Raw genomic sequence first — 14,466 nt, 5'->3', positions numbered from 1 at the left:
TCAGGCGATTCGGCCGGCGTCAGTCGGTCTGCTGCAGCTGGATCGCGATGCTGCCGTCGGGCCGGATCGACGCGCTCAGGGCGACCTTGAAGGGGCGGTCCTCCTCGAGTTGGCTGATCTCGCCGTCGAAGAGCGACTGCACCTCCACCGAGATGTGCGCGGTGCCGGCCGTGGGGGGCATCTCGAACGCGGACTCGCCGGCGGTGAGCACCACCTCGGGATACTCCACGATCGACCACGCCGGTTCGCCGAGCACGCGGTCGTCGATCTCGATGCCGAACGGGCAGCCGGCCGGCTGCAGCACGGCCTGGGTCGCGCAGTCGTCGAGGTAGGCATCGACCTGGGTCTGCACGCGCGCGTTGAAGTCGGCGGTCGGCTGCGCGTCGACGGTCACGGCGACGCTCGCACCGGGCTCGGCCGTGATCGGAACGGGTGCCGCGACGACGAGCGTGTCGGAGGCGCCGAACTCGTATGCGGCGGGCGCGATCGCGAGGTAGGGCGCGGCCTGGGAGAAGGCGCTCAGCTCGTCGCCGGTCTTCGACGCCCGGGTGTCGAGCGTGAGGTCGCCGACCGTGAAGATCGGGTAGTGCGCGGCGGTCACGTCGACCACGGCGATCGGGCTCTCGACGAACGCCCAGCGGTTGAGCACGCCGTAGAGCGGGTCGATCGCGCGCACGTCGAACGAGGTCTGCAGGATCGCCGTATCGAGCCGGTAACTGGCTGTGACGGTGTGCGTGCCGTCGTCGTTCACGACGTCGTCGACGACGCGCACGTCTTCGGGCCCGGCCTCGATCACGTCGGACCTCAGCATCGCCGTGGAGATGTCGGCCGGCAGCCCCTTCGCCTCGAGCTCCTCGGCGTCGAGTGCGACGCCCGGGGTCGTGATCGCGGTCGCGAGGTCGTCGTCGGCGACCGCGGCGAGGTAGCGCTCGACGAAGTTCGCGGCGCCGTACGTGGTCTGGTTGAGGCCGCCGAGCGCGGCGAGGAAGGCGCCGACGAGCAGCATGGCGAGTCCGGCCCACGCGACGATCGATAGCGGTGAGAGCCGGCCGCTTCGCACCCCCGAGCCAGTCACCCCGTCAGTCTAGGCGGCGACGGATGCCGCAGGCCCGAGCGCCGGGCCGGCAGGCGCTCGAGCGGGCGGTCGCGGCCGCGACGCGGCATCCGCCCCTCCACATGGGGAACCGGTCTGCACGGGGTCTGCACATCTCGCCCGGCCGACGCCGCCGAACCCGCGTCGCCCGGTTACAGTGGGATCGCGCCAGGCAGGCGCGCCTCAGAGCAGCCCTCGTCGAGCGGCGTCCGATCAGCCGGAGAACCCTTGGCCCCCACCCTCACGCGCGAGCAGACCGCGGTCTTCGAGGCGATCGAGGGCACGCGCGACCACGTGTTCGTCACGGGTCGGGCGGGCACCGGCAAGTCCACGCTGCTCAACCACCTGAACTGGAACACGCAGAAGCAGATCGTGATCTGCGCGCCCACGGGCGTCGCCGCGCTGAACGTCGGCGGGCAGACGATCCACTCGCTCTTCCGCCTGCCGATCGGGGTCATCGCCGACCACGAGATCGAGCAGAACGACGCCGTGCGCAAGATCCTGAACGCCATGGACACCCTCGTCATCGACGAGATCTCGATGGTGAACGCCGACCTGATGGACGCCATGGATCGCGCGCTCCGGCAGGCGAGGCAGCGCAGGCACGAGCCGTTCGGCGGCGTGCAGGTCGTGCTGTTCGGCGACCCGTACCAGCTCGCGCCCGTGCCCGGCGACGGCGACGAGCGGGCCTACTTCGCCGACACCTACGACTCGATGTGGTTCTTCGACGCCAAGGTCTGGCGCGAGACCGACCTGCGCATCTTCGAGCTCGGCGAGGTGCACCGCCAGCACGATGCCGAGTTCAAGCACATGCTGAACGCCGTGCGCCACGGCATGGTCACTGCCGAGATCGCGGGCGTGCTCAACGGCATCGGGGCGCGCCGCCCCCTGCCCGAGCACGGTGCGATCACCCTCGCGACCACGAACGGCACGGTCAACCGCATCAATGCGACGCAACTGCATCGGCTTCCCGGCACGTCGAAGGCGAACGAGGCCGAGGTCGCCGGCGACTTCGGGGGCCGGGCGTACCCCGCCGACGAGCGCCTCGAGCTCAAGGTCGGGGCGCAGGTCATGTTCCTGCGCAACGACACGGCGATCGGGCCCGACGGCCAGCGCTGGGTCAACGGCACCATCGGCACCGTCACCCGACTCGACCGCGAGCTGCGCGTCGAGGTCGACGGCGAGGAGCACGAGGTCGAGCCCGCGACGTGGGAGAAGTACAAGTACTCCTGGGACCCGGGCCGCAAGAAGCTCGAGCGGCAGATCGTGGCGGAGTTCACGCAGTTCCCGCTGCGGCTGGCCTGGGCGGTCACGATCCACAAGTCTCAGGGCGCGAGCTACGACACGGCCATCGTCGATCTCGGACAGCGCGTGTTCAGCCCCGGGCAGACCTATGTCGCGCTCAGCCGGCTCACCTCGCTCGACGGCCTCTACCTCTCCAGACCGCTCCGACCGAGCGACATCATCGTCGACTCCGCGGTCGAGCGCTTCATGTCCGGAGCCCACCGCGAGATCGGTCCGGCGTCCTGATCGCTTGCACAGGAACGCCGGGTTAGACTCTCGTCGAGACACAGCGAGGGGGGCTCGTGGCTGCTCGGCGGGGAAGTCGGCGGCGGAGATGGGGTATCGCCGCCGGAGTGCTCGTCGTGCTCTCGATCGGGCTGCAGGGCTGCTCGTTCGGGCCAGCGAATCCGGCCGCGCAGTTCGACCCGGTCGACGCCGAACTCGCCTCCGCGAGCACCGACGCCCTGCAGGGCGTGCTCGAGCAGGCGATCGCGCTGAGCGGCTCGAGCGGTGGCATCGCCGGCGTCTGGGCTCCGTGGTCGGGGGAGTGGACCGCGGCATCCGGCACCGTGTCGTTCGACGAGAAAGCCGTTCCGACGGCGGTCGACACGCCGTTCCGCATGGGCACGCTCACGTCGGAGGTGACGTGCTCGATCATGCTGAAGCTCGTCGACGACGGTCGGCTCGACCTCGCTGACGAGATCGCCGACGACGTCGACTGGATCCCCTCGCTCGGCGGCATCACCTACGAGCAGCTGTGCCGGCATTCGTCGGGCGTCGCTGACTACTACCCGGGCCTCGAGCGCGTGATCGCAGCGAACCCGCAGCGGCCGTGGTCTGACAACGAACTCGTCGCGACGGGGATGGGCCTCGCCCGCACGGGTCCTCCGGGCAGCGCGGTGACCGAGTCGCGCACGGGAGTGCTGCTCGCGGCGATGGGCATGCAGCGGCACACGGGGCAGTCCTGGGCGTCGCTGGCCGACCAGTACGTCTTCGCCCCGCTCGGCATGGAGGACACGGGCATCCCGGCGGCCGACGCCGGCGGGCACGGCCTGCTCGGCGCCTACTCCGCGGCGATCAAGGGCGACGGCAAGCCGGACTGCGCGACGCGGCTCGACCAGTCCGACCAGTCGAGTTCGATCGGCGCCGAGGCGGCAGGCGCCACCACCACGCTGCACGACCTGCAGGTCTTCAGCGAGGCGTTCGCCACGGGCTCGCTGTGGTCCGAGAGCACGACGGCCGACCAGTGGACGACCCAGGCGTTGAGCGGTTCCGTGCCGACGTGGTACCAGGGCGGCATCGGCGGCTCGACGTTCGGGCCCTTGCGCGGCGACGTCAGCGAGTCTCCCGGCACGCTGACCGCGGCCCTCACCGACCCGTCGTCGGGGCTCACGGTCGTGCTGGTGCTCAACAACTCGAGCGCGGGCGACGCGTTCGCCAGAGAAGCCGCGTTCGCGCTCGCCTCGATCGGATCGAAGGCCGACGCCGTCGACGGCCGCGAGGCGCCGTTGGTCGAGTTGCCGTGGTCGCTCGAGCAGGCCACCGCGAACATGGGCAAGCTCGCGACCTGCGCGACGCCGGCCGCCTGACGCACGCCGCTCGTCACCGACACCGGCTCCCGGGCTTCGTTCGCACCTCGTGCGGAATACCCCCGGGTGGTGTACCGTTGTGTTCGAACGAATACCCCATGGGGGTACCAGTCCCGAACTTCAGGAGGATCACATGAGCGCGACCGACGCATCCGGCACCATCTCGACCTTCGGCGTCGCCGGCATGACCTGCGCGCACTGCGTCGGCTCGGTCACCGGCGAGCTCGGGCGCATCGACGGCGTCTCGTCGGTCCAGGTCGAGCTCGTCACCGGCGGCGTGTCGCGGGTGACCGTGCAGAGCACCGCCGAGCTCGACGCCGCCGACGTCGCATCCGCCATCGACGAGGCCGGCTACGAGGTGGCCGACCTGGCATCATGACCGCACAGCAGGTCGACCTCATCGTCGGCGGCATGACCTGCGCGTCGTGCGCGGCGCGCGTCGAGAAGAAGCTCAACCGCATGCCCGGCGTCGAGGCCACGGTCAACTACGCGACCGAGAAGGCGAACGTGCGCCTGCCCGCGGGCGTCAGCGTCGCCGATGCGATCGCCACGGTGGAGGCCACCGGCTACACGGCCACGCTGCCCGCGCCGAAGGTCGAGGCCCCGGTCGGGGCCGTGGGTTCCGGCGGCCACGGTGCGCCCGACCGAGCGCACGATGACGGCGACGTGGCATCTCTGCGCCGACGGCTGATCGTCTCGACCGTGCTCGCGGTGCCGGTCGTGCTCCTGTCGATGATCCCGGCGCTGCAGTTCACCAACTGGCAGTGGCTGGCGTTCGCACTCGCCGCACCGGTCGCGCTGTGGGGCGCCTGGCCGTTCCACCGTGCGGCGTGGATCAACCTGCGTCACGGAGCGGCGACCATGGACACGCTCATCAGCGTGGGCGTGCTGGCGGCCTTCGCCTGGTCGACGTACGCGCTGTTCTTCGGCCACGCGGGCATGCCCGGCATGACCATGACCTTCGAGCTGTTCACCGCTCCCGGAGCAGGTGCCGACGAGATCTACCTCGAGGTCGCCGCCGCGGTCACGGTGTTCGTGCTCGCAGGCCGATACGCCGAGGCGCGCGCCAAGCGCAGCTCGACCGCGGCCATCTCGGCCCTGCTCGAGATGGGTGCCAGCGAGGTGTCCGTGCTGCGCGACGGCGTCGAGGTGCGGATGCCGGCGGCCGACCTGTCGGTGGACGACCGGTTCGTGGTGCGCCCCGGCGAGAAGATCGCCACCGACGGCGTCGTGGTCGACGGTGCCTCGGCGGTCGACGCGAGCATGCTGACCGGCGAGTCCGTGCCGGTCGAGGTCGCGACGGGCGACGCAGTCGTCGGCGCGACGATCAACGTCGACGGCCGCCTGGTCGTGCGTGCGACGCGCGTCGGCGCCGACACCGAGCTCGCCACCATGGCGAGGCTGGTCGAGCAGGCGCAGACCGGCAAGGCCGACGTGCAGCGGCTCGCCGACCGCGTCTCAGCGGTGTTCGTGCCGATCGTGATCGGGCTCGCGCTCGCCGCCCTCGCGGGCTGGCTGCTCGCCGGTGCAGGAGCCGAGGTCGCGTTCACGGCCGCCGTGGCGACGCTCATCGTCGCGTGTCCGTGCGCGCTCGGCCTCGCGACGCCCATGGCGCTGCTGGTCGGCACCGCGCGCGGCGCGCAGCTCGGCATCCTCATCAAGGGCCCACAGATCCTCGAGTCGACCAAGCGCGTCGACACGATCCTGCTCGACAAGACCGGCACGGTCACGAGCGGGCGGATGTCGCTCGCCGGCGTCGTGCCGGCGCCCGGCGAGAGCGGGGCCGAAGTGCTGCGCTTCGCGGGCGCAGCCGAGTCCGGATCGGAGCACCCGATCGCGGCGGCCGTGTCGACCGCGGCGCGGGCTGCAGGCGAACTCCCGCCCGTCGAGTCGTTCACCTCGACCCAGGGCCTGGGCGTGCAGGCGATCGTCGACGGACGCCTCGTGCTCGTCGGTCGCTCCGCGTGGCTCGCCGAGCAGTGGGCCATCGAGCTGCCGACCGCGCTGGGCGCTCGGCAGGCCGACCTCGAGGCGGCGGGCGGCACGGTCGTCGCCGTCGCGTGGGACGGCGCGGCCCGAGGCATCCTGAGCGTCACCGACACGGTGAAGCAGAACAGCGCCGCCGCAGTCGCGCAGTTGAGGGAACTCGGCCTGCGGCCGATGCTGCTCACGGGCGACAACGAGCGTGCGGCGCGCGCCGTCGCGGCAGAGGTCGGCATCGACGAGGTGCGGGCCGGCGTGCTGCCCGCCGGCAAGGCCGAGGTCGTGCGCGCGCTGCAGGCCGAGGGCCGGGTCGTCGCGATGGTCGGCGACGGCGTGAACGACGCCGTCGCGCTGGCGACCGCCGACCTCGGCATCGCGATGGGCACCGGTACCGACGCCGCGATCGAGGCGAGCGACCTGACGCTCGTGCGCAGCGACCTCGTCGCCGTCGTCGACGCGATCCGCCTGTCACGGCGCACGCTCGCCACGATCAAGGGCAACCTGTTCTGGGCCTTCGCCTACAACGTCGCGGCGATCCCGGTGGCGATGCTCGGCATGCTGAACCCGCTCGTCGCAGGCGCCGCCATGGCGTTCTCATCGGTGTTCGTCGTCGGCAACAGCCTGCTGCTCAGGCGGTTCCGCGGGGTGCGCTGAGTCGCCCGCCGAATCGCGCCGATGCCGCGCGACGGACGCCGCTGTCGAGTCCGACTCGGCGGCAGCGTCCGTCGTCGCGTCGCGAGCGAGGATGATGGACCCATGCCTGCCGTCCACCGCCCCGGTCTCCGGGTGAACGCCGGACTCACGATCCCCGAGTCCGAGCTGTCGTGGCGGTTCTCCCGGTCGTCGGGGCCGGGCGGGCAGGGCGTGAACACCGCCGACTCCCGGGCGGAACTCGTCTGGGATGTCGCGGGCTCGACGGCGCTCACGGCGATCCAGCGAGAGCGGCTCCTCGAAGGGCTGGGCAGCCGCCTCGTCGACGGAGTGCTGACGATCGCGGCATCCGAGCACCGCGCGCAGCTGCGCAATCGGGACTCCGCGCGCGATCGACTCGCCGCGCTCGTGGCCGACCTGCTCAGGCCGCCGCCGGCGTCGCGACGGGCGACCAAGCCGAGTCGCGGGTCGAAGGAGCGGCGACTGCAGGCGAAGAAGCGACGCACCGACGTCAAGCGACTGCGTCGGCCGCCGGGCGACTGACGACGAGATCTCGCGGTGCGGGACTCCGTCGCACCGGACTTCCCGGCGCTCGGCTCGGCAGCGCTGGACTGAGCGCTCGACGTCGTCTTGCTTCGGGCGTCAGTCGCGGCGCCAGGCCTCGCCGAGCGTCGAGCGTCGGGCGATGAGGCTCGGCGCGAGGGCGACGGTGCGCGGGTGCACGGTGCCGGGCTCGACGATCTGGTTGATGAGCATCTGCGCCGCGACGCGCCCCATCTCCTCGCCGGGCTGGGCGATCGTGCTGACGGGGGTCGCGCTCTCGGAGACGAAGTGGTTGTTGTCGTATCCGGTGATGGCGAGGTCGGCGGGCACGTCGAAGCCGGGCTCCTGATCGAGGACCTGGAGGCAGCCGATCGCGAGCAGGTCGGATGCGGCGACGATGCCGTCGAACCGGCCGGCGCCTGCGTCGATGATGTCGCGGGCGGCGTGGCGTCCGTGCGAGATGTCGACGCCGCGCGTCTCGATGGTCTCGAGCGTGACGCCGTCGCTCTCGTCGACCGCTCGGCGGGCCCCCTCGTAGCGCCCGGCGACGGCGCTCAGCAGGAACGGCCCGCCGACGAACGCGAGGCGGGTGCGGCCGAGGTCGATGAGGTGGCGCGCCGCGAGGTAGCCGCCATGGCGCTCGTCGACGACGACGCCCGAGTGCAGGGCGTCGAAGGGTTCGGCGTTGACGTACACGAGCGGCGTGCTGCGCACGGTCGGCATGCGCGGGGCGACCCAGGGCGTCGGGGCGAGCAGGATGCCCGCGACCCGTGACTCCTCGAACAGCTCGAGGTTGCGCTGCTCGCGGGCGGGGTCGACGTCGGTGTTCGCGATGAGCAGGTTCATGCCGTGCTGTCGGAGCAGGGACTCCGCGCCGCGGGCGATGTCGACGAAGAACGAGTTGTCGAGGTCGGCGAGCACGAGCCCGACGGTCGTGCTGCTGCCCGCGGCGAGCGAGCGGGCGGCGTCGTTGCGCACGAACCCGAGTTCGGCGATCGACGCGAGCACGCGCCGTCGGGTGGATTCCGACACCTTGTCGGGGTTGTTGAGCGTGTTCGAGACGGTGCCGATCGCCACGCCGGCGTGGCGCGCGACATCCGCCATGCTGGGCTGGGCCCTGGCGGCTCGACGTCGTTCAGCGGGGATGGTGCACCTCCGTGTGCGTGGCTGCGGCGACCTCGGGCCGCCGCCTCTTCGATATGCTCCCACGCTAGCCGTCGGTGGCGGCCGAATGGAATGAAGCGTTTCAAGAATGTGATCGAACTTGCGTGACAATTCCTGAATCGATGGCTATCTTATCGGTGAAGCGCTTCAATCAGCGCCACATTCAAGGAGGAATCGTGACCACAGCATTCATGCGGCGGCGACTGCTGCCCCTCGGTGCACTGCTGGGCGCCGGTGCACTCGCGCTCACCGCGTGCGGCCCCGCGGACGGCGGCAGCAGTGCCGGAGGCGACGACAAGACGTTCACCTACCTCGGCCAGACCGAGAACACCACGATCGTGAAGACCCTCGAGACGCTCGGCGGCGACCAGTGCGCGGCCGAGGAGAAGGCCGCACCGCTGACCACCGACAATGTCGCCGGCACGCAGTGGGACCAGAAGCTCCAGCTGCTCGCCGGCCAGGGCGCCCTCTCGGACATGTCGATGGCTGCCGGCACGCCGTCGCTCATGCAGCAGTTCATCGACGCCGGCCAGGTGCAGGATCTCTCGAAGGCCCTCGACGACCTCGGCGTCGCCGACAAGATCCTCCCGGCCGCCGAGTCCACGATCAAGGCGCTCTACGGCGGCGACGCGCTCTACGCGCTGCCGACCGAGCTGAACATCGAGGGATTCTGGTACAACAAGCAGCTCCTCTCCGACAACGGCATCGACGCGCCCAAGACGTGGGACGACCTCGTCGACGCGGCCGCGACGCTGAAGACGGCCGGCGTGCAGCCGTTCGCGGCGGCAGGCAAGGACGGCTGGCCCGTCACGCGCCTCGTCGGCGACTACATCGTGCGCGACCTCGGACCCGATGCGCTGAAGAAGGTCGCCGACGGCGACGCGAAGCTCACCGACCCCGAGTACGTCGCCGCCGCCGACGCGGTCGCCGAGCTCGGCAAGGCCGGGTACTTCGGCGACGCGGTCGGCTCGGTCGACTACAACGCCGCGATGAACCAGTTCCTCACCGGCGGAGCCGCGTTCTTCTACATGGGCAGCTGGGCGCTCGCGAACTTCAACGACCCCGAGCAGAACCAGATCGGCGCGGACAACATCGGCTTCGCACAGTTCCCGGATGTCGAGGGCGGCGCGGGAAGCATCGACCAGGTGCCCGCGAACGTCGGCATCCCGGTGATGCTGTCGTCGGCCGGCTACACCGACACCACCGGCGCCTGGCTCAAGTGCATCGCCGAGAACTACGGCGACACCGTGCTCGCCGACAGCGGCGTCGTCTCGGGCTTCGCGCTCGAGAACCCGCCCGCCGACCTGCCCGAGACCACGCAGACCGTGCAGGACGTCATCGCGAATGCGCCCTCGAGCGTGCTCTGGTTCGAGGCGCTCTTCACGTCGAAGGGCACGACCGTCAGCCAGACCAACGGAGGCGGTCTCGGCAACGGCACCCTCACCGGCGCGGAGTTCATGGACCTCGTGCAGTCGGCGAACGACCAGGGCTGACGCCCGCTCCACCCCGCATGGCCGGGCCGCGGCATCCGTCGCGGCCCGGCGATGCCGCACCAGACCCGCCGCCTCGGCGGCCGAACCAGATTGTCATCCCATGGACAAAGCACTCGGCGACAAGCGCACCATCCTGATCCTGCTCGGGCCGGCGCTGCTCGTCTACAGCATCATCATGCTCGTGCCCATCGTGTGGTCGCTCGGCTACACGGTGATGGACGGCAACCCGATCGTCGGGTTCCAGTTCACCGGCTTCGACAACTTCGCGACCTTCTTCAGCGACCCCGCGGCCTGGGAGGCGATCGGCTTCACGCTGAAGTACGCCCTCGTGCTCACCGTGCTGCAGGTCGCCGTCGGCTACGGCCTCGCGCTGCTCTACGTGTTCTGGCTCCGCAAGGCGTCGAGCCTGATCCGCACGATCGTGTTCTTCCCGGTCGTGCTGCCGACGGTCGCCGTGGCGCTGCTGTTCCAGCGGCTCTTCGAGGCGGCGCCGACCACGGGCCCCGTGAACGCCCTGCTGAACTCGTTCGGCATCGCATCCGTCGACTGGTTCGGCACGCCCGACGCCTCGTTCTGGATCGTGATCCTGATGGACCTGTGGCGGTCGATGGGCTTCTACGCCGTGCTGCTCTACGCGGGCCTCGTCGACATCCCCGACGAGCTGCTCGAGTCGGCCCGTCTCGACGGCGCGCACGGCTGGAAGCTCGTGCGCAGCATCGTGCTGCCGCTCTCGCTGCCGGTGCTGCTCTCGTCGCTCATCTTCAGCATCAACGGCACGCTCAAGGTCTTCGACACCGTCGTCGCCCTGACCAACGGCGGCCCGGGCAATGCGACCACGCCGCTGACGCTCTACATGTTCCAGACCTCGTTCACCTACGGCGACTACGGCTACGGGTCGACGATCGCGCTCATGCTGACGATCCTCTGCCTGCTGTTCACCGTCTTCATCTTCCGGTCCACGCGCCGGGACCTCACGAAGGGCTGACCCGTGTCCGCCACCATCGACTCCCGCCCCGACGCCCTGCACACCGTCGCGATCTCGTCGCCAAGGGCGCCGCGAAGCAGGCGAGGCGCCCGCGACTTCTTCGCCCGCCTGCCGTTGCGCGCGATCATCGCCGTGCTGCTGGTCATCGAGATCTACCCGATGCTCTGGATGCTCCTCGGGTCGTTCAAGACCCAGTCCGAGTTCCTCAACGAGCCGTTCTGGGCACTGCCGTCGTCGTGGTCGTTCGACAACTACGTCGAGGTCTTCACGACCGGCAACTTCGGCCAGTACATCGTCAACAGCGTGCTCGCGGTGTTCCCGTCGCTGTTCTTCATCCTGCTGTTCGGCGTCGCGGCCGGCTTCGCGCTCGAGGTCCTGGTCTGGAAGGGCCGAGGGCCGGTGCTGCTGCTCTTCCTCGCGGGCATCATGGTGCCGGCTCAGATGATCCTGCTGCCGCTGTTCACGATCTACTTCCGCACCGGCCTCACGGGCAGCCTCTGGCCGCTGATCCTGACGTACACGGCGATCGGGCTGCCGCTCACCGTGTTCATGATGGCGACCTTCTTCAGGACGGTCCCCAGGGAGATCTTCGAGGCGGCCACCCTCGACGGCGCGAGCATGCTCCGGGCGTTCTGGAGCGTCGGCCTGCCGCTCGTGCGCAACGCGATCTTCACGGTCGGCCTCGTGCAGTTCTTCTTCCTCTGGAACGACCTGCTGATCGCGCTGACCTTCACGACGAACAGCAACCTGCGCACCATCCAGGTGGGGCTGCTGAACTTCACCGGCCAGTACGGCGCCGTGCAGTACGGCCCGACCTTCGCGGCGATCGCCGTGAGCGTGTTCGGCACGCTGCTGCTCTACCTGTTCTTGAACCAGCAGGTCATGAAGGGCCTCACGGCGGGATCGGTGAAGGGATGACGCGGCAGCACATGCAGGTTCAGGATGCCGGTGGGCAGCGCTCCGTCGTCGACGAACCCGAGATCCGCGAACTGTGGCTCGAGAACCGTCGCGGCCTCGACGGCCTGGGCATCGGCGAGGCGCGCCCGCGCCTGTCGTGGATCGCCACGGCGCCCGCCGCGGCGTGGGAGCTCGAATTGCGGCGCGACGACGGCCGGGTCGAGCACTCGGTCACGAGCACGGGCGGGACCCGTCTCGTCGACTGGCCGTTCGAGGAGCTCCGGTCGCGCGCCGGCGGCGACCTTCGGGTGCGTGCGGCAGACGCGGATGCCGCGTGGAGCCGGACGCTGCGGGTCGAGGCCGGGTTGCTCGACCGAAGCGACTGGGTCGTGCCGTTCGTGTCGCCGTCGCCTGCGGAGCCGGCGGGATCCTCGGGCGAGCTGCGCCCCGGATACCTCCTCCGCGCGACGTGGGATGCGGCCGACCTCGGCCTCGCGCCCGGCAGCATCCGTCGAGCCCGCGTGTACTCGACCGCCCACGGCGTGTACGAGCTCGAGCTGAACGGCACCCCGGTGGCCGACGACCTGCTCTCGCCGGGCTGGACGAGCTACTCGCATCGCCTGCGCACGCAGACCTACGACGTGACCGACGCGCTCGTCGAGGGCCGCAACGCGATCGGCGCCTGGCTGGCCGACGGCTGGTACCGCGGCCGCATCGGCTTCGACGGCGGCCTGTGGAACGTCTACGGAACGGATGTCGCCCTGCTCCTGCAGCTCGAGCTCGTGCTCGACGACGGCCGGCTCGTGCGCGTACCCCTCGAGCACGCCTGGTCGTGGCATCCGTCGCCCATCACCGAGGTCGGGCTCTACGAGGGCGAGCGCTACGACGCCCGCCTGCTGCCCGCCGGCTGGAGCCTGCCCGAGTTCGACGACGCCGACTGGTCGGCGCCCGTGCTGCTGCCGCTCGACGGGTTCGAGGCGCGGCTGGAACCGCCGACCGGTCCACCCGTGCGGGTCATCGAGACGCTGCGGCCGCAGACGATCGAGCGCCTCGACGGGGGTCGGATCCGGCTGGACTTCGGCCAGAACGTCTCGGGCAAGCTGCGCATCCGGCTGCAGGGCCCCGCAGGGCACACGGTGCGGCTGCACCACGCCGAGGTGCTCGAGAACGGCGCCCTCGGCATCCGCCCCCTCCGTGCGGCGGTGTCGATCGACGCGTACACGTGCGCGGGCGACGGCGTCGAGGCCTGGTCGCCGCGGTTCACGATCCACGGATTCCGCTACGCCGAGCTCGAGGACTGGCCGGGCGACCTCGAGACGGTCGACGTCGAAGCCCTCGTCGTGCACACCGACATGGTGCGCACCGGATGGTTCGAGAGCTCGAACCCGTCGTTGGACCGCCTGCACGAGAACGTCGTGTGGAGCATGCGCGACAACTTCGTCGACCTGCCGACCGACTGCCCGCAGCGCGACGAGCGCCTCGGCTGGACCGGCGACATCCAGGTCTTCGCGCCGACCGCGCTGCGCCTCTACGCCGCGCACGGCACGCTCTCGGGCTGGCTGCGCGACGTCGCCGCCGAGCAGGCCGAGCAGGGGCACGTGCCGAACTTCGTGCCGTGGATCGAGTGCGGGTTCCCGAACTTCCCGACCGCTGCATGGGGGGATGCCGCGGTCATCGTGCCGTGGGAGCTCTACCGGCACGACGGCGACACGCGCGTGCTCGTCGACCAGTACGACAGCATGCGGGCGTGGGTCGATCTCGTCGACCGGCTCACGGGAGGTACCGGGCTCTGGAACACCGGGTTCCAGCTGGGCGACTGGCTCGACCCCGCCGCCCCGCCGGACAACCCAGGGCAGTCGCACACCGACAAGCACCTGGTCGCCACGGCGTACCACGTGCGCACCGCGCGGATCATGGCCGAGACGGCGGACCTGCTCGGTCGTCGCGCCGACGAGGCCCGCTACCGCGGCGTCGCCGAGCGCGCGCTCGCCGCGTTCCGCGCCGAGTACCTCTCGCCGGCCGGGCGCATCGTGAGCGACACCCCCACGTCGATCGCGCTCGCGATCATGTTCGACCTGTTCGCGACCGACGAGCAGGAGCAGCGCGCGGGCGAACGGCTCGTCGAGCTCGTCGCGGCCAACGACTTCCGTATCAGCACGGGCTTCGTCGGCACGCCGATCATCTGCGATGCGCTCGCCAAGGCGGGCGCGATGGATGCCGCCTACCACCTGCTGCTCCAGGACCAGCTGCCGTCGTGGCTCTACCAGGTCGGCATGGGCGCGACCACGATCTGGGAGCGGTGGGACAGCATGCTGCCCGACGGCACCGTGAACCCGGGCGACATGACCTCGTTCAACCACTACGCGCTCGGCGCGGTCGCAGGCTTCATGCACCGCGTCATCGCCGGCCTCGACACGGCGTCGCCCGGCGGCGCACAACTGCGCATCGCGCCCCAGCCCGGCGGCGGGCTGCGCTCCGCCTCGGCGAGCCATCTGGGCCCGCTCGGCCTCGCGAGCTCGTCGTGGCGCCGCGAGGGCGAGCTGTTCACGCTCGACGTGGTGATCCCGGTCGGCGCGACCGCGAGGGTGCACCTGCCCGACGGCAGCGAGGTGCGCGGCCTCGGCGCCGGGGCGCACACGTTCACGTGCCCGGTGCGGGACGCGGCATCCGACCCGCCGAGGCCGAAGCTGCGCTGGCGCGGCGGGCCCCACGAGGACGACGCCGTGCCCGCGGCATCCGTCACCGCGTCGCCTGTCGAGACCGGGGCGAGCCCATCATGACGAA

Annotated in this window: 11 protein-coding genes; 9 read left to right on the top strand and 2 right to left on the bottom strand. The window is 70.8% G+C overall.

Features of this window, described 5'->3' with window-relative positions:
- Positions 1–19: 19 nt before the first annotated feature.
- A complete protein-coding gene (locus BM342_RS00655; protein ID WP_143109713.1) occupies positions 20–1,075 on the bottom strand; it encodes a hypothetical protein in 1,056 nt (351 codons plus the stop codon).
- A gap of 246 nt (positions 1,076–1,321) precedes the next feature.
- Between BM342_RS00655 and BM342_RS00650 the strand changes: the two genes are divergently transcribed.
- The 5 genes from BM342_RS00650 (at position 1,322) to arfB (ending at position 7,143) form a co-directional block, all read left to right on the top strand.
- Positions 1,322–2,623, top strand: a complete 1,302-nt coding sequence (locus BM342_RS00650; RefSeq protein ID WP_092963574.1) for an ATP-dependent DNA helicase — start codon at positions 1,322–1,324, stop codon at positions 2,621–2,623.
- A 107-nt stretch (positions 2,624–2,730) separates the two neighbouring features.
- Positions 2,731–3,966: a serine hydrolase domain-containing protein gene (locus BM342_RS00645; protein WP_177232000.1), complete on the top strand. Its 1,236-nt coding sequence runs from the start codon at positions 2,731–2,733 to the stop codon at positions 3,964–3,966.
- Between the two features lie 133 nt (positions 3,967–4,099).
- Positions 4,100–4,345 (top strand): heavy-metal-associated domain-containing protein, encoded by a 246-nt coding sequence (locus tag BM342_RS00640; RefSeq protein WP_092963570.1) that lies wholly within the window; start codon positions 4,100–4,102, stop codon positions 4,343–4,345.
- Positions 4,342–6,603, top strand: a complete 2,262-nt coding sequence (locus BM342_RS00635) for a heavy metal translocating P-type ATPase (RefSeq protein ID WP_092963568.1) — start codon at positions 4,342–4,344, stop codon at positions 6,601–6,603. The genes BM342_RS00640 and BM342_RS00635 overlap by 4 nt, the downstream gene beginning before the upstream one ends.
- A gap of 102 nt (positions 6,604–6,705) precedes the next feature.
- The gene (gene arfB, locus BM342_RS00630) at positions 6,706–7,143 is read left to right on the top strand and encodes an alternative ribosome rescue aminoacyl-tRNA hydrolase ArfB (RefSeq protein ID WP_092963566.1); all 438 of its coding nucleotides are present in this window, start codon (positions 6,706–6,708) and stop codon (positions 7,141–7,143) included.
- Between the two features lie 99 nt (positions 7,144–7,242).
- On the opposite strand, the gene BM342_RS00625 is transcribed toward arfB, so the two are convergent.
- Positions 7,243–8,247 (bottom strand): LacI family DNA-binding transcriptional regulator, encoded by a 1,005-nt coding sequence (locus BM342_RS00625; RefSeq protein ID WP_092963564.1) that lies wholly within the window; start codon positions 8,245–8,247, stop codon positions 7,243–7,245.
- A 236-nt stretch (positions 8,248–8,483) separates the two neighbouring features.
- On the opposite strand from BM342_RS00625, the gene BM342_RS00620 reads away from it, so the two are divergent.
- The 4 genes from BM342_RS00620 to BM342_RS00605 all read left to right on the top strand — a co-directional run bounded on the left by BM342_RS00620 (position 8,484) and on the right by BM342_RS00605 (position 14,462).
- Positions 8,484–9,800: an ABC transporter substrate-binding protein gene (locus BM342_RS00620; RefSeq protein ID WP_255368441.1), complete on the top strand. Its 1,317-nt coding sequence runs from the start codon at positions 8,484–8,486 to the stop codon at positions 9,798–9,800.
- Positions 9,801–9,900: 100 nt separating this feature from the next.
- Positions 9,901–10,785, top strand: coding sequence for a carbohydrate ABC transporter permease (locus BM342_RS00615; protein WP_092963560.1), 885 nt, complete (start codon positions 9,901–9,903; stop codon positions 10,783–10,785).
- A gap of 3 nt (positions 10,786–10,788) precedes the next feature.
- Positions 10,789–11,703 (top strand): carbohydrate ABC transporter permease, encoded by a 915-nt coding sequence (locus BM342_RS00610; RefSeq protein WP_255368440.1) that lies wholly within the window; start codon positions 10,789–10,791, stop codon positions 11,701–11,703.
- Positions 11,700–14,462, top strand: a complete 2,763-nt coding sequence (locus BM342_RS00605; protein ID WP_255368439.1) for an alpha-L-rhamnosidase — start codon at positions 11,700–11,702, stop codon at positions 14,460–14,462. Before BM342_RS00610 ends, BM342_RS00605 begins: the two co-directional genes overlap by 4 nt.
- Positions 14,463–14,466 lie beyond the last annotated feature (4 nt).

Source organism: Agromyces sp. CF514 (genome assembly GCF_900113185.1).
In the GTDB taxonomy this organism is placed as follows: domain Bacteria; phylum Actinomycetota; class Actinomycetes; order Actinomycetales; family Microbacteriaceae; genus Agromyces.
This window is presented reverse-complemented; position numbering and strand designations above follow the sequence as displayed.

Bases quoted from the DNA above. Each gene is read 5' to 3' on its own strand.
- BM342_RS00615 (WP_092963560.1), top strand. From the start codon at position 9,901: ATGGACAAAGCACTCGGCGACAAGCGCACCATCCTGATCCTGCTCGGG.
- BM342_RS00605 (WP_255368439.1), top strand. From the start codon at position 11,700: ATGACGCGGCAGCACATGCAGGTTCAGGATGCCGGTGGGCAGCGCTCC.
- BM342_RS00625 (WP_092963564.1), bottom strand. From the start codon at position 8,247: ATGGCGGATGTCGCGCGCCACGCCGGCGTGGCGATCGGCACCGTCTCG.
- arfB (WP_092963566.1), top strand. From the start codon at position 6,706: ATGCCTGCCGTCCACCGCCCCGGTCTCCGGGTGAACGCCGGACTCACG.
- BM342_RS00635 (WP_092963568.1), top strand. From the start codon at position 4,342: ATGACCGCACAGCAGGTCGACCTCATCGTCGGCGGCATGACCTGCGCG.
- BM342_RS00640 (WP_092963570.1), top strand. From the start codon at position 4,100: ATGAGCGCGACCGACGCATCCGGCACCATCTCGACCTTCGGCGTCGCC.